Raw genomic sequence first — 16136 nt, forward strand, 5'->3', positions numbered from 1 at the left:
TGAACTCCAAGCAAAGCGCCGATTGTGCAGGGTTAGCGGAGCCTCCCCTCGGTTGAGGGATTTACTGAGCTGCCGGTTTATCACAGCTCAACGCGCGTAGGCCTCCTGCATGCGCCGGATCTCGGTCAATCTTGCGGATGTTTCCTCGTAGCCACGTTCTATTGCTTCGCCAGCACGATGAAATTCCGAAAGGCCGATATCGCTGAGGCGCGGATGCAGCGCCAGATCGGGCGGATCGCCGGCGAGGCGCGCACGCGCAATTCGATCCTGTATTATGTTGAAAGCCTGCACCATGACACCCGTCATGCCGAGTTTCATGGCGGGCGCATCTTCGCGACGCAGCAGATCGCCGTTGGGCGAGCCGACATTGTGCTTGACCACCGCGGACCGGCCATAGAGATCGTAGTGCAGGTTTACCGCAACCACCAATGGCTGCTCATAAGTTCGGCAGACGGAAACCGGCACCGGATTGACCAGGGCGCCATCGACCAGCGTACGGCCGTTGGAGCGCACCGGCTCGAAGATGCCGGGCAGGGCATAGGATGCCCTGAGTGCAGTGATGAGAGAGCCATTGGCAATCCAGACTTCATGGCCTGTGTTCAGCTCCGACGCGACGGCGACGAAGGGACGGTCGAGATCTTCGATGGAAAATCCTTCCAGATGTTCCTGCATGCGCTTGGTGAGCCGCATGCCGCCGAACAATCCGCTTCCGCCGATGGTGAGGTCGAGCAGGCTGGCGATGCGCCGCATGGTCAGCGAACGCGCGAACGCCTCGAGTTCGTCAAGCTTGCCCGCGAGATAGCAGCCACCGACGAGGGCGCCGATCGACGTGCCGGCTATCATGCCGACTGCGATGCCGGCTTCATCGAGCGCGCGCAAAACACCGATATGCGCCCAGCCGCGCGCAGCGCCACCGCCAAGCGCCAAGGCAATCTTCACTTTCTTAGGAGGAGCAGGAGGGAGAAGCGGGGTAGACGTATCCTGCGTAAGGCCTGAACCGGTCGAGCTCTGTGCGCCGATGTGACGATTCAACCCCCAATTCAGCATTTTTCGCCTCCTCCGAGGCTCCGTGTGCCTCGGCTAAAATACTGTCCCTTTTTCGTTTCCAAATCGTATACTGGTTGTGGCTTGTTGAAACAACCATCACCGATAGGTCTACTGCTTGTAGACTTCTTCCGGATTGAAATGCAGGTGATCGTCGACCACATTCAGCACCGGCTTCCCATCTTCGAGTTCGACCGTTCGGTAGAAGCAGGAACGGCGGCCAGTATGGCACGTCGCATCATGTCCGGCGACCTCCACTTTCAGCCAGATTGCATCCTGATCGCAATCCGTTCGGATTTCCTTCACCGTCTGAAGGTTTCCGGAGGTTTCGCCCTTTTTCCAGATCTTGCCGCGTGAGCGGCTGAAATAGTGCGCCGTGCCGGTCTTGATCGTCAGCTCGAGCGCCTCGGCGTTCATATGCGCGACCATCAGTAACTCGCCGTCATGAGCATCCGTCACGATCGCGGTGATCAGGCCGCGATCGTCGAAACGGGGCGTGAAATCGCCTGCATCCTCCAACTCGGATTTATCTTCGGAAGGAGCATTGAAAATCAGGTTCATTTCCGGCTCTTTCGTTGAAGCCCGGTCAGCGACCCCGGACCAAGGACATGAAACGGGCCTGCTCGGCCGGATCGGCCTTGAAGGCACCCGTGAAGGTCATCGTCAGCGTCGAGGAGCCCTGCTTCTTTATGCCGCGCATAGACATGCACATATGTTCGGCGTCGATCATCACGGCGACGCCGCGCGGACGCAGGGACTCGTCGATCGCATTGGCGATCTGGGCAGTCATAGCTTCCTGCGTCTGCAGGCGGCGGGCAAAAATATCGACGACACGGGCGATTTTCGACAGGCCAAGGACACGACCGCTCGGCAGATAGGCGACATGCGCCTTGCCGATGATCGGCACCATGTGATGTTCGCAATGCGAGTAGAACGGGACGTCCCGCTCAAGAACGATGTCGTCGTAGCCTGAGACCTCTTCGAAAGTGCGGCCGAGCACATCCTCGGGATTCAGCTCGTAGCCGCCGAAGAGCTCGCGATAGGCCTTGGCAACGCGCGCAGGCGTATCGAGCAGGCCTTCGCGACGCGGATCATCGCCGGCCCAGCGAAGGAGGACGCGGATTGCGTCTTCAGCTTCCTGCTGCGACGGGCGTTCAGAATCAGTGACTTGCGGAAAGTTCTTTACAATGGCGTCCATTACCTGTGGTTCTCCTGATCCGCTGTGCGGATGTCATCTTGTCGGACTCGCCACTGGCATTCCCCGAGGTACGGAGATTTTGTACCTTTGGCGGGCTCCGGGGCGTTCTGGCTGGCGGACAAGCCTGCCGTCCTGCACGGTTTCCCATCAAACTTACAGAAGACCATTGCATTTCGATGGTCTTCGAACGACATACATATAGTATGGCATTGTCCCTGTGAAAGTGTCCTAAACGGACACGCTGTGTTTTTTGTTACGAAACACTAGAGCCGGATGATTTTAGGTCTGCTCGATCTAAAATTTGAATCCGCTCTAGATCAAATAAATAGAGCATGATGTCATCCGAAAACCGCCTACACTTTTCGGCATCATGCTCTAGCGGGTGCATCGGAGCAAAATCTGTGATGGACGACATCTACAACAGCAAAATCCTAGAGTTTGCCGGCAATATCGGCCGCATCGGCAGTCTTCCTGACGCCGATGCCAGTGCCCAGGCCCATTCCAGACTGTGCGGTTCTCGCGTAAAAATCTGGCTGAAAATGGACGGCGATGTGGTGACCGATTTTGCCCATGACGTCAAGGCCTGTGCACTCGGCCAAGCGTCATCCTCGATCATGGCGCTTCATGTCGTCGGCGCCACCGCCGATGAGGTGCGCAAGGCTCGCGAGGACATGCTCGCCATGCTCAAGGCCGACGGCGAGGGGCCTGACGGCCGCTTCGAGGACATGCGCTATCTGAAGCCGGTCAGGGATTACAAGGCGCGTCACGCTTCGACCATGCTGACATTCGATGCCGTTGTCGACGCGATCGGGCAGATCGAGGAGGCGCGGACGGGCGGCATCGCCAAGACTGCAGAAGCTGTTTGACCGAGGCTTGGTGCGATGTGCCAATTCTGTCTTATGCAGGACGACGATGAAGATGAGGGTGGTGCAGCTCCTCCGAGGTCCGCGCGACGTCATGCGTCACCATCCGGCGACAAGCTGGTCAAATCGCGCAATTATTCCGGCCCCTTTCGCAAGACGCCCGACCGGCTTTTCGGAATGGGCCTCATTCGCCTCTATCAGCTGACGCTTTCCGGCTTCATCGGCAATTCCTGCCGCCATATCCCGACCTGCTCGGAATATGGCTATGAGGCCGTTGCCCGCCACGGACTTTGGGCTGGCGGCTGGATGACGTTGTTTCGCGTGGCGCGCTGCGGGCCGGGAGGCACAAGCGGGCTCGATCCGGTGCCCGGCGAACTGGAGCGCCGCTATCATTGGTGGACGCCCTGGCGCTATTTCCGCCTTGGGCGAAAGGCTGCCTGACCCGCATGGCGGTCTATGTCGCACTGCTCTACAGCATTGGCCTCGACCCGGGCCGCAGAGTTGTTATGGCCGATCTCAAGGCCATGGCGGAGAGTTTGGGCTTTCGCAATGCCCGAACGCTTGTCTCGACCGGCAATCTCGTTTTCGAAGCCGAGCCGCAGCCGATTGCGTCGATCGAGGCACAACTCGAAGCGGGTTTCGCCGCGGCTTTCGGCAAGCATGTCGATATCATCGCGCGTGATGCCGACGCATGGCTGAAGCTTGCCGAGGGCAATCCTTTCCTCGACGGGATCGCTAGCGAGGTCATCGTCCGGGTGATGCGCCAGCCGCTCGAACCGGACGTTCTTGATATGCTCGCGAGATACAAGCGAGATGAGCGCATGGCCGTTGTCAACGGCGATCTCTGGATTGATTTCGGCCTCAAAGCCAGCGAGACGAAAATGCTACTGGCTTTGACGACAAAGCGGCTCGGCATCGGAACGATGCGAAACTGGAACACCGTGCGCGGTTTAGCCGAGATGATCCGGGCCTAGCGCCGCTTTTCCTTTACTAGAATACGAAATACCGCTATCAGGCGCGCGGACTTAAGTACGCATTTACTTAAGTCCGTATCTTTCGAAACCACCCGCATTCGTTGGCGGGACTGGACAAGGAGAATATCGATGTCCCAATCCGTTTCCCTGACATTTCCCGATGATTCCGTGCGCAGCTTCGCTGCCGGCACGACCGGGCGCGATGTCGCCGAATCCATTTCCAAGTCGCTGGCCAAAAAGGCTGTCGCAATCGCTATCGACGGCACCGTGCGCGACCTTTCCGATCCGGTGACCGACGGCAGGATCGAGATCATTACCCGCTCGGACGACCGCGCGCTGGAACTGATCCGCCATGACACTGCTCACGTTCTCGCCGAAGCCGTACAGGAGCTTTGGCCGGGAACGCAGGTGACGATCGGTCCGGTCATCGAAAACGGCTTCTATTACGATTTCGCCAAGAACGAGCCTTTCACGCCCGATGACCTCCCGGTCATCGAGAAGCGGATGCGCGAGATCATTCTGCGCAACAAGCCGTTCACCAAGGAAATCTGGTCGCGCGAAAAGGCGAGGGAAGTTTTCGCCGCCAAGGGCGAGCGCTACAAGGTGGAGCTGGTCGATGCGATCCCGGAAGGTCAGGATCTGAAGATCTATTACCAGGGCGATTGGTTCGACCTCTGCCGTGGTCCGCACATGGCCTCGACTGGCCAGATCGGCAACGCCTTCAAGCTGATGAAGGTCGCCGGCGCTTATTGGCGTGGGGACAGCAACAATCCGATGCTGACCCGCATTTACGGGACGGCATTCGCGGAACAAGCCGATCTCGATAACTATCTGCACATTCTTGCCGAAGCCGAAAAGCGCGATCATCGCCGTCTCGGCCGCGAAATGGACCTGTTCCATTTCCAGGAAGAAGGCCCCGGCGTCGTCTTCTGGCACGGCAAGGGCTGGCGCATGTTCCAGACGCTGGTGTCCTATATGCGCCGGCGGCTGCAGGGCGACTATCAGGAAGTCAACGCGCCGCAGGTACTCGACAAGTCGCTCTGGGAGACCTCGGGTCACTGGGGCTGGTACCGTGACAACATGTTCAAAGTGACAGTTGCCGGTGACGATACCGACGACGATCGCGTCTTCGCCCTGAAGCCTATGAACTGCCCAGGCCATATCCAGATCTTCAAGCATGGCTTGAAGTCCTACCGCGAACTGCCCATCCGTCTTGCGGAATTCGGCGCCGTCCATCGCTACGAGCCCTCGGGCGCGCTGCATGGTCTGATGCGCGTGCGCGGCTTCACGCAGGACGATGCGCACATCTTCTGCACCGATGAGCAGATGGCGGCCGAGTGCCTGAAGATCAATGATCTCATCCTGTCAGTCTATGAGGACTTCGGCTTCAAGGAGATCGTCGTCAAGCTCTCGACCCGCCCTGACAAGCGCGTCGGTTCGGACGAGCTCTGGGATCGCGCCGAAAGCGTGATGATGGACGTGCTGAAGACGATCGAGGCGCAGTCCGAAGGGCGCATCAAGACCGGCATTCTGCCGGGCGAGGGTGCTTTCTACGGTCCGAAGTTCGAATATACACTCAAGGACGCCATCGGCCGTGAATGGCAGTGCGGCACGACGCAGGTCGATTTCAACCTGCCGGAGCGCTTCGGCGCCTTCTACATCGACCAGCATTCCGAAAAGACGCAGCCGGTGATGATCCACCGCGCCATCTGCGGCTCGATGGAACGCTTCCTCGGCATCTTGATCGAGAACTTCGCCGGCCATATGCCACTCTGGGTCTCGCCGCTGCAGGTCGTCGTCGCGACGATCACCTCGGAAGCCGATGCCTACGGCGAAGAAGTTGCCGAAGCGCTGCGCGATGCCGGCCTCGATGTCGAGACCGACTTCCGCAACGAGAAGATCAACTACAAGATCCGCGAGCATTCGGTGACAAAGGTTCCGGTGATCATCGTCTGCGGCAAGAAGGAAGCCGAAGAACGTTCGGTCAATATCCGCCGCCTCGGCAGCCAGTCGCAAACGTCAATGTCGCTCGACGAGGCGATCGCCTCGCTTGCTCTCGAAGCAACGCCGCCGGACATTCTGCGCAAGCGCGAAGCACGACGCGTCAAGGCCGCCTGACGGCCGATCGATATCTGGCGGCACCTTCAGGGTGCCGTCAGAGAACTGACATACAGCTTTCATATAGTTGATGAATCAACGCGTTGCTGTGGCTGCAGCATGTGACGCAACTGAGACCATAGGAGCGGGGCAGCCCCGTCGCGCACTTGGAATTCAAAGAATTATCCTACGCCAATGAACGGGATACGCGGATCAAGCGCTGGTTCATCCGCTCCATCGAAGGTCTTTCCGGCCGGGACCGTTACGCCCGGCTCTACGATATCTGGCGCACCGATATCGTCGGCAAGAGCGAGCGGGTTTTCGGCAAGATGCTCGATCTCATCGACGTGCGCCTGCTCATCAAGGGCGAGTGGCCGCCAAACCAGATCCCCGAGGCGCCGATCGTCATCGTCGCCAATCACCCCTACGGCATCGGCGACGGGATCGCGGTGCTGGCGCTTGCCGAGCAACTGGGGCGCCCCTTCAAGGTCCTGATCAACAATGAATTGTTGAAAGTACCGGAAATGAGCGATTATTCGCTGCCGGTTTCCTTCGAGGAAACCAAAGAAGCGATGGCAATCAACATGAAGACCCGGCATGAGGCCGTTCGCCTGCTGAAGGAAGGCACGACGATCATCGTCTTTCCAGCCGGAGGCGTCGCAACCGCCAAGAAGGGTTTCGGCCGGGCAGAAGATCTTCCCTGGAAAATATTCCCGGCAAAACTCATTCAGGCGGCGCGCGCCAGCGTCATCCCCATCTATTTCGAGGGGCAGAACGGCCGGCTGTTCCATTTGGCGAGTCGGATCTCGATGACCCTGCGCATCTCGCTGCTGATCCGCGAATTCCGGCGTCTCTCGGGCAGCACCATAACGGCACATATCGGTGCTCCCAGGAGCTGGGAGGCGCTCAGCGAGGGCAGCGATCGCAAGGATCTGCTGACGAAGCTCTATGGCGCAGTCTTCTCCATGGCTCCGCCGAGAAAGGTGCTGCGGCGCAGGGCAGGATGAGCGAAAAGGGTTTCGAGCTCCTCATCACCGAACGGTGACTGCATTGATAGCACCAGCCGACGATTAAACGCGAGTCTCGGTTGTCAATCCATGCTATCGCCGTCGTCGCCGCCAGCGGCCGGCGCCAGTTGTTCATAGGTGGGCAGCGGCTGCTGGTTGGTCGTGGCCGGAGGAGTCTGGCTCTGGCGCATTGGCGGCATCTGGATCGGCAGCTGTCGGGCCGACTGTTCGGTATCGGCATCCTGCGGCTGCTGCTGTTTCATCAGCACTTCCACATCCGTATTCATGCCGGCGGCGACCGTGAAATCGCGCTGGTAGATCTTGTCCTTGTTGCGGGCGACGGCCGTGTAGCGGCCTTCCGCAAGCACCATGGTCGGAAAGGCGCTGACGCTCTCCCCGACGATATCGCCCGCAGCCGTCAGGATCGACCAGGCGGTATCGGCGATCGCCTCGCCGCCGGCATCCGAAACCAGCTTGAACGTGATCTTTGCCGCCCTGTGCTGAATGGTCGCTTCCGTCACCTTGCCGGCTTCCACCTGGATATCGGCCCGGATGACGGCATTGACCTCGCCGTATTCGGAAACGACGTGATAGGTGCCGGCGCTAAGGCCGACCAGCGTGTTCGGCTTGACGTCGTCCATGACAAGACCGCGCTCGCCGTCCTCCTTGGTTTCGCTCGAATAGATCGAGAAGCTCAGCTCGTTCGGAGGGATGCGGACATCGGGCCCGGATACGGCGTTCAGGACCATGCCGCCGGCATCGAGAACCATCGTCTGCTTCTGGGTGTCGCCGCTTTCAGGCACGCTCAGCCGCTTGGTGACGCCGGCGCGGCCGAAAGAGACATTGACGAAATAATCGCCGGGCAGAAGATGGAAGGAGGCAGAGCCTCCGCGCGAGCTGGCGACCAGCGGCAGTTTGCCGTCAGCGCCCGCAACCGGGCTGAAGACATACCAGGCAAGACCCTGCTGCTGTGGGCCGCTCTGGGGCGTGAGCTTGGCTTCGAGGGAAACGTCGCGCAATGTCCGCGCGGCCGAATTCTCACCACTCGGTGCCACGAAGGCGTTGAGCTTCGGCATCTTGACGCTGCCGTCGAGCTGCTTGAATTCCTTGAAGGCATCCTGTGCCGACACGGCAGTGCTCAGGCTCGCAAGCATTGCGAAAGCCGCGCTCAATCGGCGAGCGGATGAAATGCCTGACATGGATACCAACCGATTGACTTCCGATAAAACACACGCCACTTCAAAACCAATGCGGTGGCAAATTCAAGACCTCATCATACCACAAGCCAAAATGAAGGCAGTTCCTCAATGAAAACCGATATCAAGCTGGTCGACTATCTCGCGGTGCGCCGATCCATCCCTGCGTTCCAGATGTCGGAACCGGGACCTGGCAAGGCCGAAATCGAGGAGATTCTCCGACTGGCCTCGCGTGTGCCGGATCATGGCAAGCTCGCGCCCTGGCGCTTCATCGTCTATCGCGGCGGTGAGCGTGCCCGTATCGGTGAAGAGCTGCTGAAACTAGCGCTGGAAGCCAAGCCTGACCTGTCGGAGGAAATGATCCAGGTCGAGCGGACCCGCTTCACCCGAGCGCCCGTCGTGATTGCAGTCGTCAGCAAGGCGGCGCCGCATTTCAAGATTCCGGAGTGGGAGCAGCTGATGTCGGCAGGCGCGCTTTGCATGAACCTGTTGATCGCGGCCAATGCGCATGGCTGGGTCTCCAACTGGCTGACCGAATGGTTCGCCTTCGACGAGCGCGCTTATCCGCTGCTCGGCGTCCAGCCGGGCGAGAAGATTGCCGGCTTCATCCATATCGGTTCGACAAGCTTTCCGCCGGTCGAACGCCCACGCCCGGAATTATCGGAAACGGTGACCTGGATCGGCGGTGAGGACGCGTAATGTTCTATACGACAGACACCAATCGCCACGGTCTGGCGCATGATCCGTTCAAGGCAATCGTTGCGCCGCGGCCGATCGGCTGGATCGGCAGCAAGGGCAGGGACGGTTCGCTGAACCTCTCGCCCTATTCCTTTTTCAATGCCGTCAGCGATCGGCCAAAGCTGGTGATGTTCTCTTCCGCCGGTCGAAAGGACAGCGTACGCAATGTCGAGGAAACCGGCGTCTTTACCGCCAATCTCGTCAGCCGCCATATTGTTGAGAAGATGAACCATTCATCGATTGCCGTTCCCTATGGCATTAACGAATTCGAGCTCGCCGGACTGACGGCGAAGCCGGGCGAGCTGGTCGACGCGCCTTATGTCGCCGAGGCCTTTGCCGTGCTCGAATGCCGGGTGACCGAAATTCTGCAGCCCAAGGGTCTCGATGGTGAGGCGTCGGAAAACATCATGGTGATCGGCCAGGTCGTCGGCATCCGTATCGACGAGACGATCATTCGCGACGGCAGGCTGGACATGGCGCTGGCACGTCCCGTCGCGCGCATGGGCTACATGGATTATAGCGAGAGCAGCGACGTCTTCGAAATGATCAGGCCAAAGGCGCCCTGAGGAACGTCCCTCGTGCCGATAGGCGAAAGGTTAATGAGCAGGGTAAACGTCCCGTAAACCTTTGCCCGATAACGTGAAGCATATGAATTTGCGGGGCAAGAATCGCCTCGTCGATATCGGGGCGTTACGTGATCATAGAAGCATTCCTTCGCTGGGCTGAAACCGCCAAGGCAGAAAGCAGGACCCGGGCGGCCAATGCACTCGGCAGGGCCTATCTGCACTCGGAGATGCCGAAGGACGAGCGCGCAGCCGCCGAGATGGCCATGACCTATCTGCTCGACGATCCGTCTCCCCGCGTGCGGCTGGCGCTTGCTGAAGCCGTTGCCCATTCGGCCAGCGCGCCACGCAATGTCATTCTGTCCCTTGCCCAGGATCAGCCTGAAATTGCAGGGCAAATCATCCTGTTTTCGCCCGTGTTCACCGATGCCGATCTCGTCGATCTCGCACTACATGGCAGCGATGTGGCACGGGTTCTCATTGCCTCCCGCGGGCAGGTATCGCGTGCAGTCTGCGCCGCTCTTGCCGAGATCGGCGGAGAGACAGAAATTCTGTGTCTGTTGGAAAATGACGGTGCGTTGATTTCACAGGCTTCGCTCAAACGTATCGCGGAGCGCATGGGTGATTGCGCCGAGATACGTGGGCTGCTTCTTTCCCGCGATATGCTATCTTCCGATATCAGGCACCTGCTGATGCGTCAGGTCAGCGACGCGCTTTCGGAATCGGCGCTCGTCCAGAGTTTTGTCGGCAGCTCCAGGCTGCTGCAGGTAACGCGTGAAGCAACCGAATCCGCAACTGTCACGATCGCAGGAACGGCGCAGCACGAGCAATTGCCTGATTTGGTCGAGCATCTCAGGCAGAGCGGCTGGCTGACGCCGGCATTCCTGATGCATGCGCTGTGCTCCGGCAAGGTCGATTTCTTCGCTTGCGCGATCACCATCCTTTCCGGCTGCGACGAACGGCGCGTGCGCTCCATCATCTCGAGGGGTCGCGTCTACGCCATTCGGGCGCTCTACGAAAGCGCCGGACTGCCCCGAGATATCAGCACCATCTTCGTCGAGGCGACGATGATATGGCGTGAATCCTCCCGCAAGAACGGCAGTGCGATGCTGGAAGATGTTTCTTCGCGCCTGCTGCGCAAGTTCCGCTTAGCGGAGCCAGCTCCCGCCGCTGCGGTACAGCTCCTCGACATGGTGGAGAAGCTTGCGAATGCCGAACGGCGGCAGGCAGCACGGAGTTTCGCCGCGCTGGCGACACTAGCCGCTGCGTGATATTCAGCAGGCGTTCTAAAGCGCGGCTCGATCTTTCAGATTCGCTTCCCACGCTTTAGGTCTTTGATTTTGCGCCGCTGCACACTTTTGCGCGACATGCTCTAGGTTCCGAGGTTTATCTTGTCATTGACGATTGCTATCGAACCCCCGCATCAGGAAGGCGTCATTCGCCTTCTCGACATGTCCAGCGCCTATGCGGAATCGCTCTATCCGGCGGAAAGCAACCATATGCTTGATCTGTCTTCGCTGGAGAAGGCTGAGGTGACCTTCTGGGTTGCCAGAGTGGAGGAGATGATCGTCGGATGTTGCGCGCTGGTGGAGGCCGGCGACGGCACGGCGGAGATCAAGCGCATGTTCGTCGATCCGGCTGCAAGGGGCCAAAGCGTCGCACGCAGGCTCATGGAAACGCTCGAAGCGGCGGCGCTCGAAAAGGGCCTGTCCGCGGTGCGGCTGGAAACCGGCATATATCAGCCGGAGGCGATCGGCCTCTACCGGAAATTCGGCTATCGCGAAATTCCGGCTTTCGGCAGCTATCAGCCGGATCCGTTGAGCCTCTTCATGGAAAAACGGTTGGAACAAACGAGCTGAGCAATCAGCCCTCGGCAGCGTCCCGAACACGCAGTTGCAGTTCGGGTTCCTGCGCCTGCTGTTCCTCGGTCAATTCGGCCTCGCGAATCCATTCGCGCCAGATGGCAACGATGATCGCCATCAGGACCGGGCCGATGAAGAGCCCGAGAAATCCCATGGTCTTCACGCCGCCCACTAGGCCGAAAAAGGTGGGGAGGAAGGGCAGCTTGATCGGACCGCCGACAAGCTTGGGACGAAGCGTCTTATCGACAATGAAAAGTTCGATCGTGCCCCAGAGGAAGAGGGCGATACCCGCCCAAAGCGAGCCGCTGGCGACGAGGTAGATCGACACAAGCGACATCGAGAGCGGTGCGCCGCCCGGCACGAGAGCCATGACGCCGGTGAGAACGCCGAGCGTGATGGCCGATGGAGCTCCGGCAATCCAATAAGCCACACCGAGAACGATGCCTTCACCGATGGCGATCAGTGTCATGCCCATGACGGTGGAACTGATCGTCGCCGGTACGACCCGCGAAATCCGCTCCCAGCGATTGGGAAGGATACGTTCGCCGAGCAGATCGACTTGACGAACGAAGGTCGAGCCGTCGCGATAGATGAAAAACAGCGCGATCAGCATGAAGAGCAGGGTCAGCACGACATGGAATGCACCACCACCGGCTGCAAGCACTGCTCTGTAGATATTGCCAATATGGGCACCGCTTACCAGCTGCGCCAACTCGCCGAGCGAGCCTGGGCTGCCGACATATTGCGTCCATTGCTCGCCGAGCCAGGAGCCGACGACCGGCAAAGCGAGAATCCATTGCGGCGGCGGCGCACCCTCGCGGTTCACATGGATCGCCCAGCTGAACCACTCGCGCACCTCACCAGCCATATAGATGGCGGATAGGACGATGGGCAGAACAAGGAAGGTGACGATGAATGCGATGGCGATGGTGGCGGCGAGTGTCGTATTGCCGCCGGTACGGCGCACGATATCGCTATAAAGCGGCCAAGTGGCGAAGCCGATCACCGCTGCGGCCAGAACCGGAACGAGAAAGCCGTAAAAGAAATAGATGCCGGCAATCGCAATCAAAATCAGCAGCCAGCGCGCCGCGGAAATGGATGGGATCAAAGGCATGCGCGCATGCGCGCTCGGCCCCAGCCACCGGTGTTCCTTTGGCTTATGACGTTCAAATACACCCACCGGTCTTACTTCGCCCCTCTTTACTAGATCATCCGGTTATGGGGTATGATCTAGGCCGTTTCAAGAGCAACGGCTTCACGCTTCTTATTCAGTCGTCATGACAATAGCACGACTGGCCTGCGCGTCGCGATGAAGTTAGCAAGAGGTGGCGAAGCATCTTGACGCAAAAGACTAAGTTTTCTGCGTCAGATATCCAGGTCTTCGGCAAAGGCAGCGCGCTCCTGAATGAAGCGGAAGCGAGCATCGGCCTTGGTACCCATCAGGTTATCGACGGCATCGCGGGTTCCCTCGAAATCGATTTCGTCGATCTCGACGCGCAGCAGCGTGCGCTTGGCCGGGTCCATCGTGGTTTCCTTGAGCTGGGCCGGCAACATTTCGCCCAGACCTTTGAAACGGCTGATCTCGACCTTGCCTTTGCCCTTGAATTCCGTTGCCATCAACTCCTGCCGGTGCGCGTCGTCGCGGGCATAGATCGATTTCGAACCCTGGGTGATCTTGTAGAGCGGCGGCACGGCCAGGAAGAGATGGCCCTGGCGGATCAGCTCAGGCATCTCCTGATAGAAGAAAGTGATCAGCAGCGAGGCGATATGGGCACCGTCGACGTCGGCATCCGTCATCACGACGATGCGCTGGTAACGAAGGTCTTCTTCACGGTATTTCGAGCGCGTGCCGCAACCGAGCGCCTGCACCAGATCGGCAATCTGCTGGTTGGCGGAGAGCTTCTCGCGACCGGCGCTGGCGACGTTGAGGATCTTGCCGCGCAGCGGCAGGATCGCTTGATTCATGCGGTTGCGCGCCTGCTTGGCAGAGCCACCGGCCGAGTCACCCTCGACCAGGAAAAGTTCCGCGCCAGCGGCGGAGTTCTGCGAGCAGTCGGCCAGCTTGCCGGGCAGGCGCAGCTTGCGCACAGCCGTCTTGCGATTGACTTCCTTTTCCTTGCGGCGGCGCATGCGCTCTTCGGAGCGCTCTATCACCCACTCCAGCAGCTTCTCAGCTTCGGCCGGATTGTCGGTAAGGTAATGGTCGAAAGGGTCACGCAGAGCGTTTTCGACGATGCGCTGAGCTTCGACCGTCGCGAGCCTGTCCTTGGTCTGGCCGACAAATTCCGGTTCGCGGATGAAGATCGACAGCATGCCGACGCCCGAAATCATCACGTCGTCGGTCGTGATATTGGCCGCACGCTTGTTCTGGGTGAGATCGGCGTAGCTCTTTAGCCCCTTGGTCAAGGCGATGCGCAGGCCCGCCTCATGCGTGCCGCCTTCCGGGGTCGGAATCGTGTTGCAGTAGGAATGGATCTGTGGGTCGCCGCCATACCAAGTGATCGCCCATTCGAGCGAGCCGTGGCCGCTTTCCTTCTCCGACTTGCCGGCAAAGATTTCGCGGGTGACGGTGAACTCATTGCCCATCGTCGCCTTGAGATAATCCTTCAAGCCGCCCGGGAAGTGAAAGACCGCCTTTTCCGGAACATCGGCGCCTTCAGGTGCCAACTCTGGGTCACAGCCCCAGCGGATCTCGACGCCGCCGAACAGATAGGCCTTGGAACGGGCCATGCGGAAAACGCGGGCCGGATCGAAGCGGGCGTGATCGCCGAAGATCTGTGGATCGGGATGGAAGCGGACGCGGGTGCCGCGCCGATTATGCACGTCGCCCAGCTCTTCCAGGCCGCCGACCGGCAGGCCCCGCGAGAAGCGCTGGCGATAGAGTTTGCGGTTACGGGCAACTTCGACTTCCAGGTCGTCCGACAGCGCATTGACGACGGACACGCCGACACCGTGCAGACCGCCCGAGGTTTCATAAGCCTTGCCGTCGAATTTGCCGCCGGCATGCAGCTTGGTCATGATGACTTCGAGCGTCGATTTGCCAGGCACCTGCGGATGGTTTTCCACAGGAATGCCGCGACCATTGTCCGTGACGGTCAAGTAGCCTTCCCGATCGAGATAGACTTCGATGAAATTGGCGTGACCGGCCACGGCCTCGTCCATCGAGTTGTCGATGACTTCGGCGAAAAGGTGGTGCAGCGCCTTCTCGTCCGTGCCGCCGATATACATGCCGGGACGCATGCGGACAGGCTCGAGCCCCTCGAGAACACGGATGGAGCTTGCGCCATATTCCTCTGACGAGGAAGTCGTCGGAACCGCGCGCTGTGCGGGCGCAGGAGCCGGCTTTTCTGTCTTTACGGCCGGCTTTTCCGCTGCCTCCGGCTTGGGGGAGCGGGGGAGTCCGGAGAAGAGATCGTTGCTATTGTCCATAGAATTTCAAGCTGCTCAGATTTGTTCTGGTGGGGCCAGACCCCTTCATTATCGCATTTGTCGCCGCTATTCGCGAATCATCGTGATTCTGCCAGAAACAGCGCACAAGAGCGATGGCGCCCCACGATGGGGCAGATTCTTGAAAGAGATTTGCGTTGCCGGGTGACGAATGGCAAGCCCGATGGCCGACCGGAGGAAGTATCCGCATGCCAATGTCCACAGCTCATTTGCCCGTTCTGTCCGCAATCTCGGGCATCTTGTTACTCGCGACCGCCTCTGGAGCCTCTGCCGAGATGCTCAAGCCATTCAAGGACGAACTGTTTTCCAACCAGACGGTAATCGAGAGCCATGACAACGGCGCGTTCCAGACGATCGATTACCAGGAAATGCGGGACATTAACGGCCGCGACCAGATTCCGGAAAAGCGCGTCAAGCCTGCCTATGTTGATACCGGCGTACGCTGGAAGGCGCAGGAAGACGAAACGCTTGAGATCGGTGACCGCAAGGTCGATGTCACCCGCATAGGTCCCGCATCGAAGCAGGCGTTTACCGTGATCTTCATCCATGGCCGCGGCGGTGACCGTCGGCTCGGCTCCAACGACTATACATTCGGCGGTAATTTCAACCGGCTGAAGAATCTCGCCTATCGCAACGGCGGCACCTATTACGCACCGAGCGTCAAAGGTTTCGACAGCAATGGCGTCGCCGATATCGCCGCGCTGATCCGCTACTCTTACGAGCAATCGGGCGGCAAGCCCGTCATCCTGACCTGCGCCTCCATGGGCAGCTTCATCTGCTGGGGCATCACCCGCGATGCCGAAAGCGTCAAGCGGCTGAAGGGCATGGCAATCCTGAGCGGTGTCACCGATCCGGATTTCACCAAGAGCGCTTTCTACAAGGCAAAGCTGCCGCTCTGGTTCACGCATGGCAGCAAGGATCCGGTCTATGCGGCTGCAGACCAGCAGGCCTTGTTTGAGAAGCTTTACAAAGCGCATTATCCGACACGCTTCACGCTTTTCGAGACCGGCAATCATGGAACGCCCGTCCGCATGACCGATTGGCGCAAAGTGCTCAACTGGATCGTTGATCCGCAAGCGTCTTAAACGCTGGCGCAATCCGACTTATTTTCCGGATAAGCATTTTTCAAACGATTTGAGCTGGTTTC

The 16136-nt window shown here is 59.4% G+C and carries 16 protein-coding genes; 10 read left to right on the plus strand and 6 right to left on the minus strand.

From position 1 onward, the window contains the following. Positions 1–87: 87 nt before the first annotated feature. The 3 genes from PH562_RS28525 to folE all read right to left on the minus strand — a co-directional run bounded on the left by PH562_RS28525 (position 88) and on the right by folE (position 2242). Positions 88–1047 (minus strand): patatin-like phospholipase family protein, encoded by a 960-nt coding sequence (locus PH562_RS28525; RefSeq protein ID WP_113229827.1) that lies wholly within the window; start codon positions 1045–1047, stop codon positions 88–90. Positions 1048–1155: 108 nt separating this feature from the next. Then, positions 1156–1605: a phosphoribosyl-AMP cyclohydrolase gene (gene hisI, locus PH562_RS28530; protein WP_285177112.1), complete on the minus strand. Its 450-nt coding sequence runs from the start codon at positions 1603–1605 to the stop codon at positions 1156–1158. A 25-nt stretch (positions 1606–1630) separates the two neighbouring features. After that, positions 1631–2242, minus strand: a complete 612-nt coding sequence (gene folE, locus PH562_RS28535; protein ID WP_075856928.1) for a GTP cyclohydrolase I FolE — start codon at positions 2240–2242, stop codon at positions 1631–1633. Between the two features lie 401 nt (positions 2243–2643). Between folE and PH562_RS28540 the strand changes: the two genes are divergently transcribed. The 5 genes from PH562_RS28540 to PH562_RS28560 all read left to right on the plus strand — a co-directional run bounded on the left by PH562_RS28540 (position 2644) and on the right by PH562_RS28560 (position 7183). Next, positions 2644–3108 (plus strand): iron-sulfur cluster assembly scaffold protein, encoded by a 465-nt coding sequence (locus PH562_RS28540; RefSeq protein WP_285177113.1) that lies wholly within the window; start codon positions 2644–2646, stop codon positions 3106–3108. 15 nt (positions 3109–3123) lie between these two features. Continuing rightward, a complete protein-coding gene (gene yidD, locus PH562_RS28545; protein WP_285177115.1) occupies positions 3124–3546 on the plus strand; it encodes a membrane protein insertion efficiency factor YidD in 423 nt (140 codons plus the stop codon). A gap of 5 nt (positions 3547–3551) precedes the next feature. Next, positions 3552–4079, plus strand: coding sequence for a DUF1697 domain-containing protein (locus PH562_RS28550; protein ID WP_285177153.1), 528 nt, complete (start codon positions 3552–3554; stop codon positions 4077–4079). A gap of 129 nt (positions 4080–4208) precedes the next feature. Next, positions 4209–6197, plus strand: a complete 1989-nt coding sequence (thrS, locus tag PH562_RS28555; RefSeq protein WP_285177118.1) for a threonine--tRNA ligase — start codon at positions 4209–4211, stop codon at positions 6195–6197. 146 nt (positions 6198–6343) lie between these two features. Further along, the gene (locus tag PH562_RS28560; RefSeq protein ID WP_285177120.1) at positions 6344–7183 is read left to right on the plus strand and encodes a lysophospholipid acyltransferase family protein; all 840 of its coding nucleotides are present in this window, start codon (positions 6344–6346) and stop codon (positions 7181–7183) included. Positions 7184–7266: 83 nt separating this feature from the next. Here PH562_RS28560 and PH562_RS28565 read toward each other — a convergent pair whose 3' ends face one another. Continuing rightward, the gene (locus PH562_RS28565; RefSeq protein ID WP_285177121.1) at positions 7267–8337 is read right to left on the minus strand and encodes a hypothetical protein; all 1071 of its coding nucleotides are present in this window, start codon (positions 8335–8337) and stop codon (positions 7267–7269) included. Positions 8338–8490: 153 nt separating this feature from the next. On the opposite strand from PH562_RS28565, the gene PH562_RS28570 reads away from it, so the two are divergent. From PH562_RS28570 to PH562_RS28585, 4 genes are all read left to right on the plus strand, one after another. Further along, on the plus strand, positions 8491–9078 hold the full coding sequence (locus PH562_RS28570; protein ID WP_285177123.1) for a nitroreductase family protein: 588 nt from the start codon (positions 8491–8493) through the stop codon (positions 9076–9078). Next, entirely contained in the window at positions 9078–9683 is a 606-nt protein-coding gene (locus tag PH562_RS28575; protein ID WP_285177124.1) for a flavin reductase family protein, read from the plus strand. The genes PH562_RS28570 and PH562_RS28575 overlap by 1 nt, the downstream gene beginning before the upstream one ends. A gap of 113 nt (positions 9684–9796) precedes the next feature. Next, the gene (locus PH562_RS28580; protein ID WP_285177154.1) at positions 9797–10951 is read left to right on the plus strand and encodes a DUF2336 domain-containing protein; all 1155 of its coding nucleotides are present in this window, start codon (positions 9797–9799) and stop codon (positions 10949–10951) included. Positions 10952–11071: 120 nt separating this feature from the next. Continuing rightward, positions 11072–11539 (plus strand): GNAT family N-acetyltransferase, encoded by a 468-nt coding sequence (locus PH562_RS28585; RefSeq protein ID WP_285177125.1) that lies wholly within the window; start codon positions 11072–11074, stop codon positions 11537–11539. A gap of 4 nt (positions 11540–11543) precedes the next feature. Here PH562_RS28585 and PH562_RS28590 read toward each other — a convergent pair whose 3' ends face one another. Together PH562_RS28590 and parE are read right to left on the minus strand one after the other, a co-directional pair. Then, positions 11544–12722, minus strand: a complete 1179-nt coding sequence (locus PH562_RS28590; protein ID WP_285177126.1) for an AI-2E family transporter — start codon at positions 12720–12722, stop codon at positions 11544–11546. Between the two features lie 185 nt (positions 12723–12907). Continuing rightward, on the minus strand, positions 12908–14971 hold the full coding sequence (gene parE, locus PH562_RS28595; RefSeq protein WP_285177128.1) for a DNA topoisomerase IV subunit B: 2064 nt from the start codon (positions 14969–14971) through the stop codon (positions 12908–12910). Between the two features lie 206 nt (positions 14972–15177). Between parE and PH562_RS28600 the strand changes: the two genes are divergently transcribed. Beyond that, positions 15178–16074, plus strand: coding sequence for a dienelactone hydrolase family protein (locus PH562_RS28600; protein ID WP_285177129.1), 897 nt, complete (start codon positions 15178–15180; stop codon positions 16072–16074). Positions 16075–16136: the final 62 nt, after the last annotated feature.

The organism is Rhizobium centroccidentale (genome assembly GCF_030182565.1).
In the GTDB taxonomy this organism is placed as follows: domain Bacteria; phylum Pseudomonadota; class Alphaproteobacteria; order Rhizobiales; family Rhizobiaceae; genus Rhizobium.

Coding starts and splice junctions, on each gene's coding strand:
- PH562_RS28570 (WP_285177123.1), top strand. CDS start 8,491: ATGAAAACCGATATCAAGCTGGTCGACTATCTCGCGGTGCGCCGATCC.
- PH562_RS28575 (WP_285177124.1), top strand. CDS start 9,078: ATGTTCTATACGACAGACACCAATCGCCACGGTCTGGCGCATGATCCG.
- parE (WP_285177128.1), bottom strand. CDS start 14,971: ATGGACAATAGCAACGATCTCTTCTCCGGACTCCCCCGCTCCCCCAAG.
- PH562_RS28550 (WP_285177153.1), top strand. CDS start 3,552: ATGGCGGTCTATGTCGCACTGCTCTACAGCATTGGCCTCGACCCGGGC.
- PH562_RS28525 (WP_113229827.1), bottom strand. CDS start 1,047: ATGCTGAATTGGGGGTTGAATCGTCACATCGGCGCACAGAGCTCGACC.
- PH562_RS28600 (WP_285177129.1), top strand. CDS start 15,178: ATGCCAATGTCCACAGCTCATTTGCCCGTTCTGTCCGCAATCTCGGGC.
- thrS (WP_285177118.1), top strand. CDS start 4,209: ATGTCCCAATCCGTTTCCCTGACATTTCCCGATGATTCCGTGCGCAGC.
- yidD (WP_285177115.1), top strand. CDS start 3,124: ATGTGCCAATTCTGTCTTATGCAGGACGACGATGAAGATGAGGGTGGT.
- PH562_RS28565 (WP_285177121.1), bottom strand. CDS start 8,337: ATGCTTGCGAGCCTGAGCACTGCCGTGTCGGCACAGGATGCCTTCAAG.
- hisI (WP_285177112.1), bottom strand. CDS start 1,605: ATGAACCTGATTTTCAATGCTCCTTCCGAAGATAAATCCGAGTTGGAG.
- folE (WP_075856928.1), bottom strand. CDS start 2,242: ATGGACGCCATTGTAAAGAACTTTCCGCAAGTCACTGATTCTGAACGC.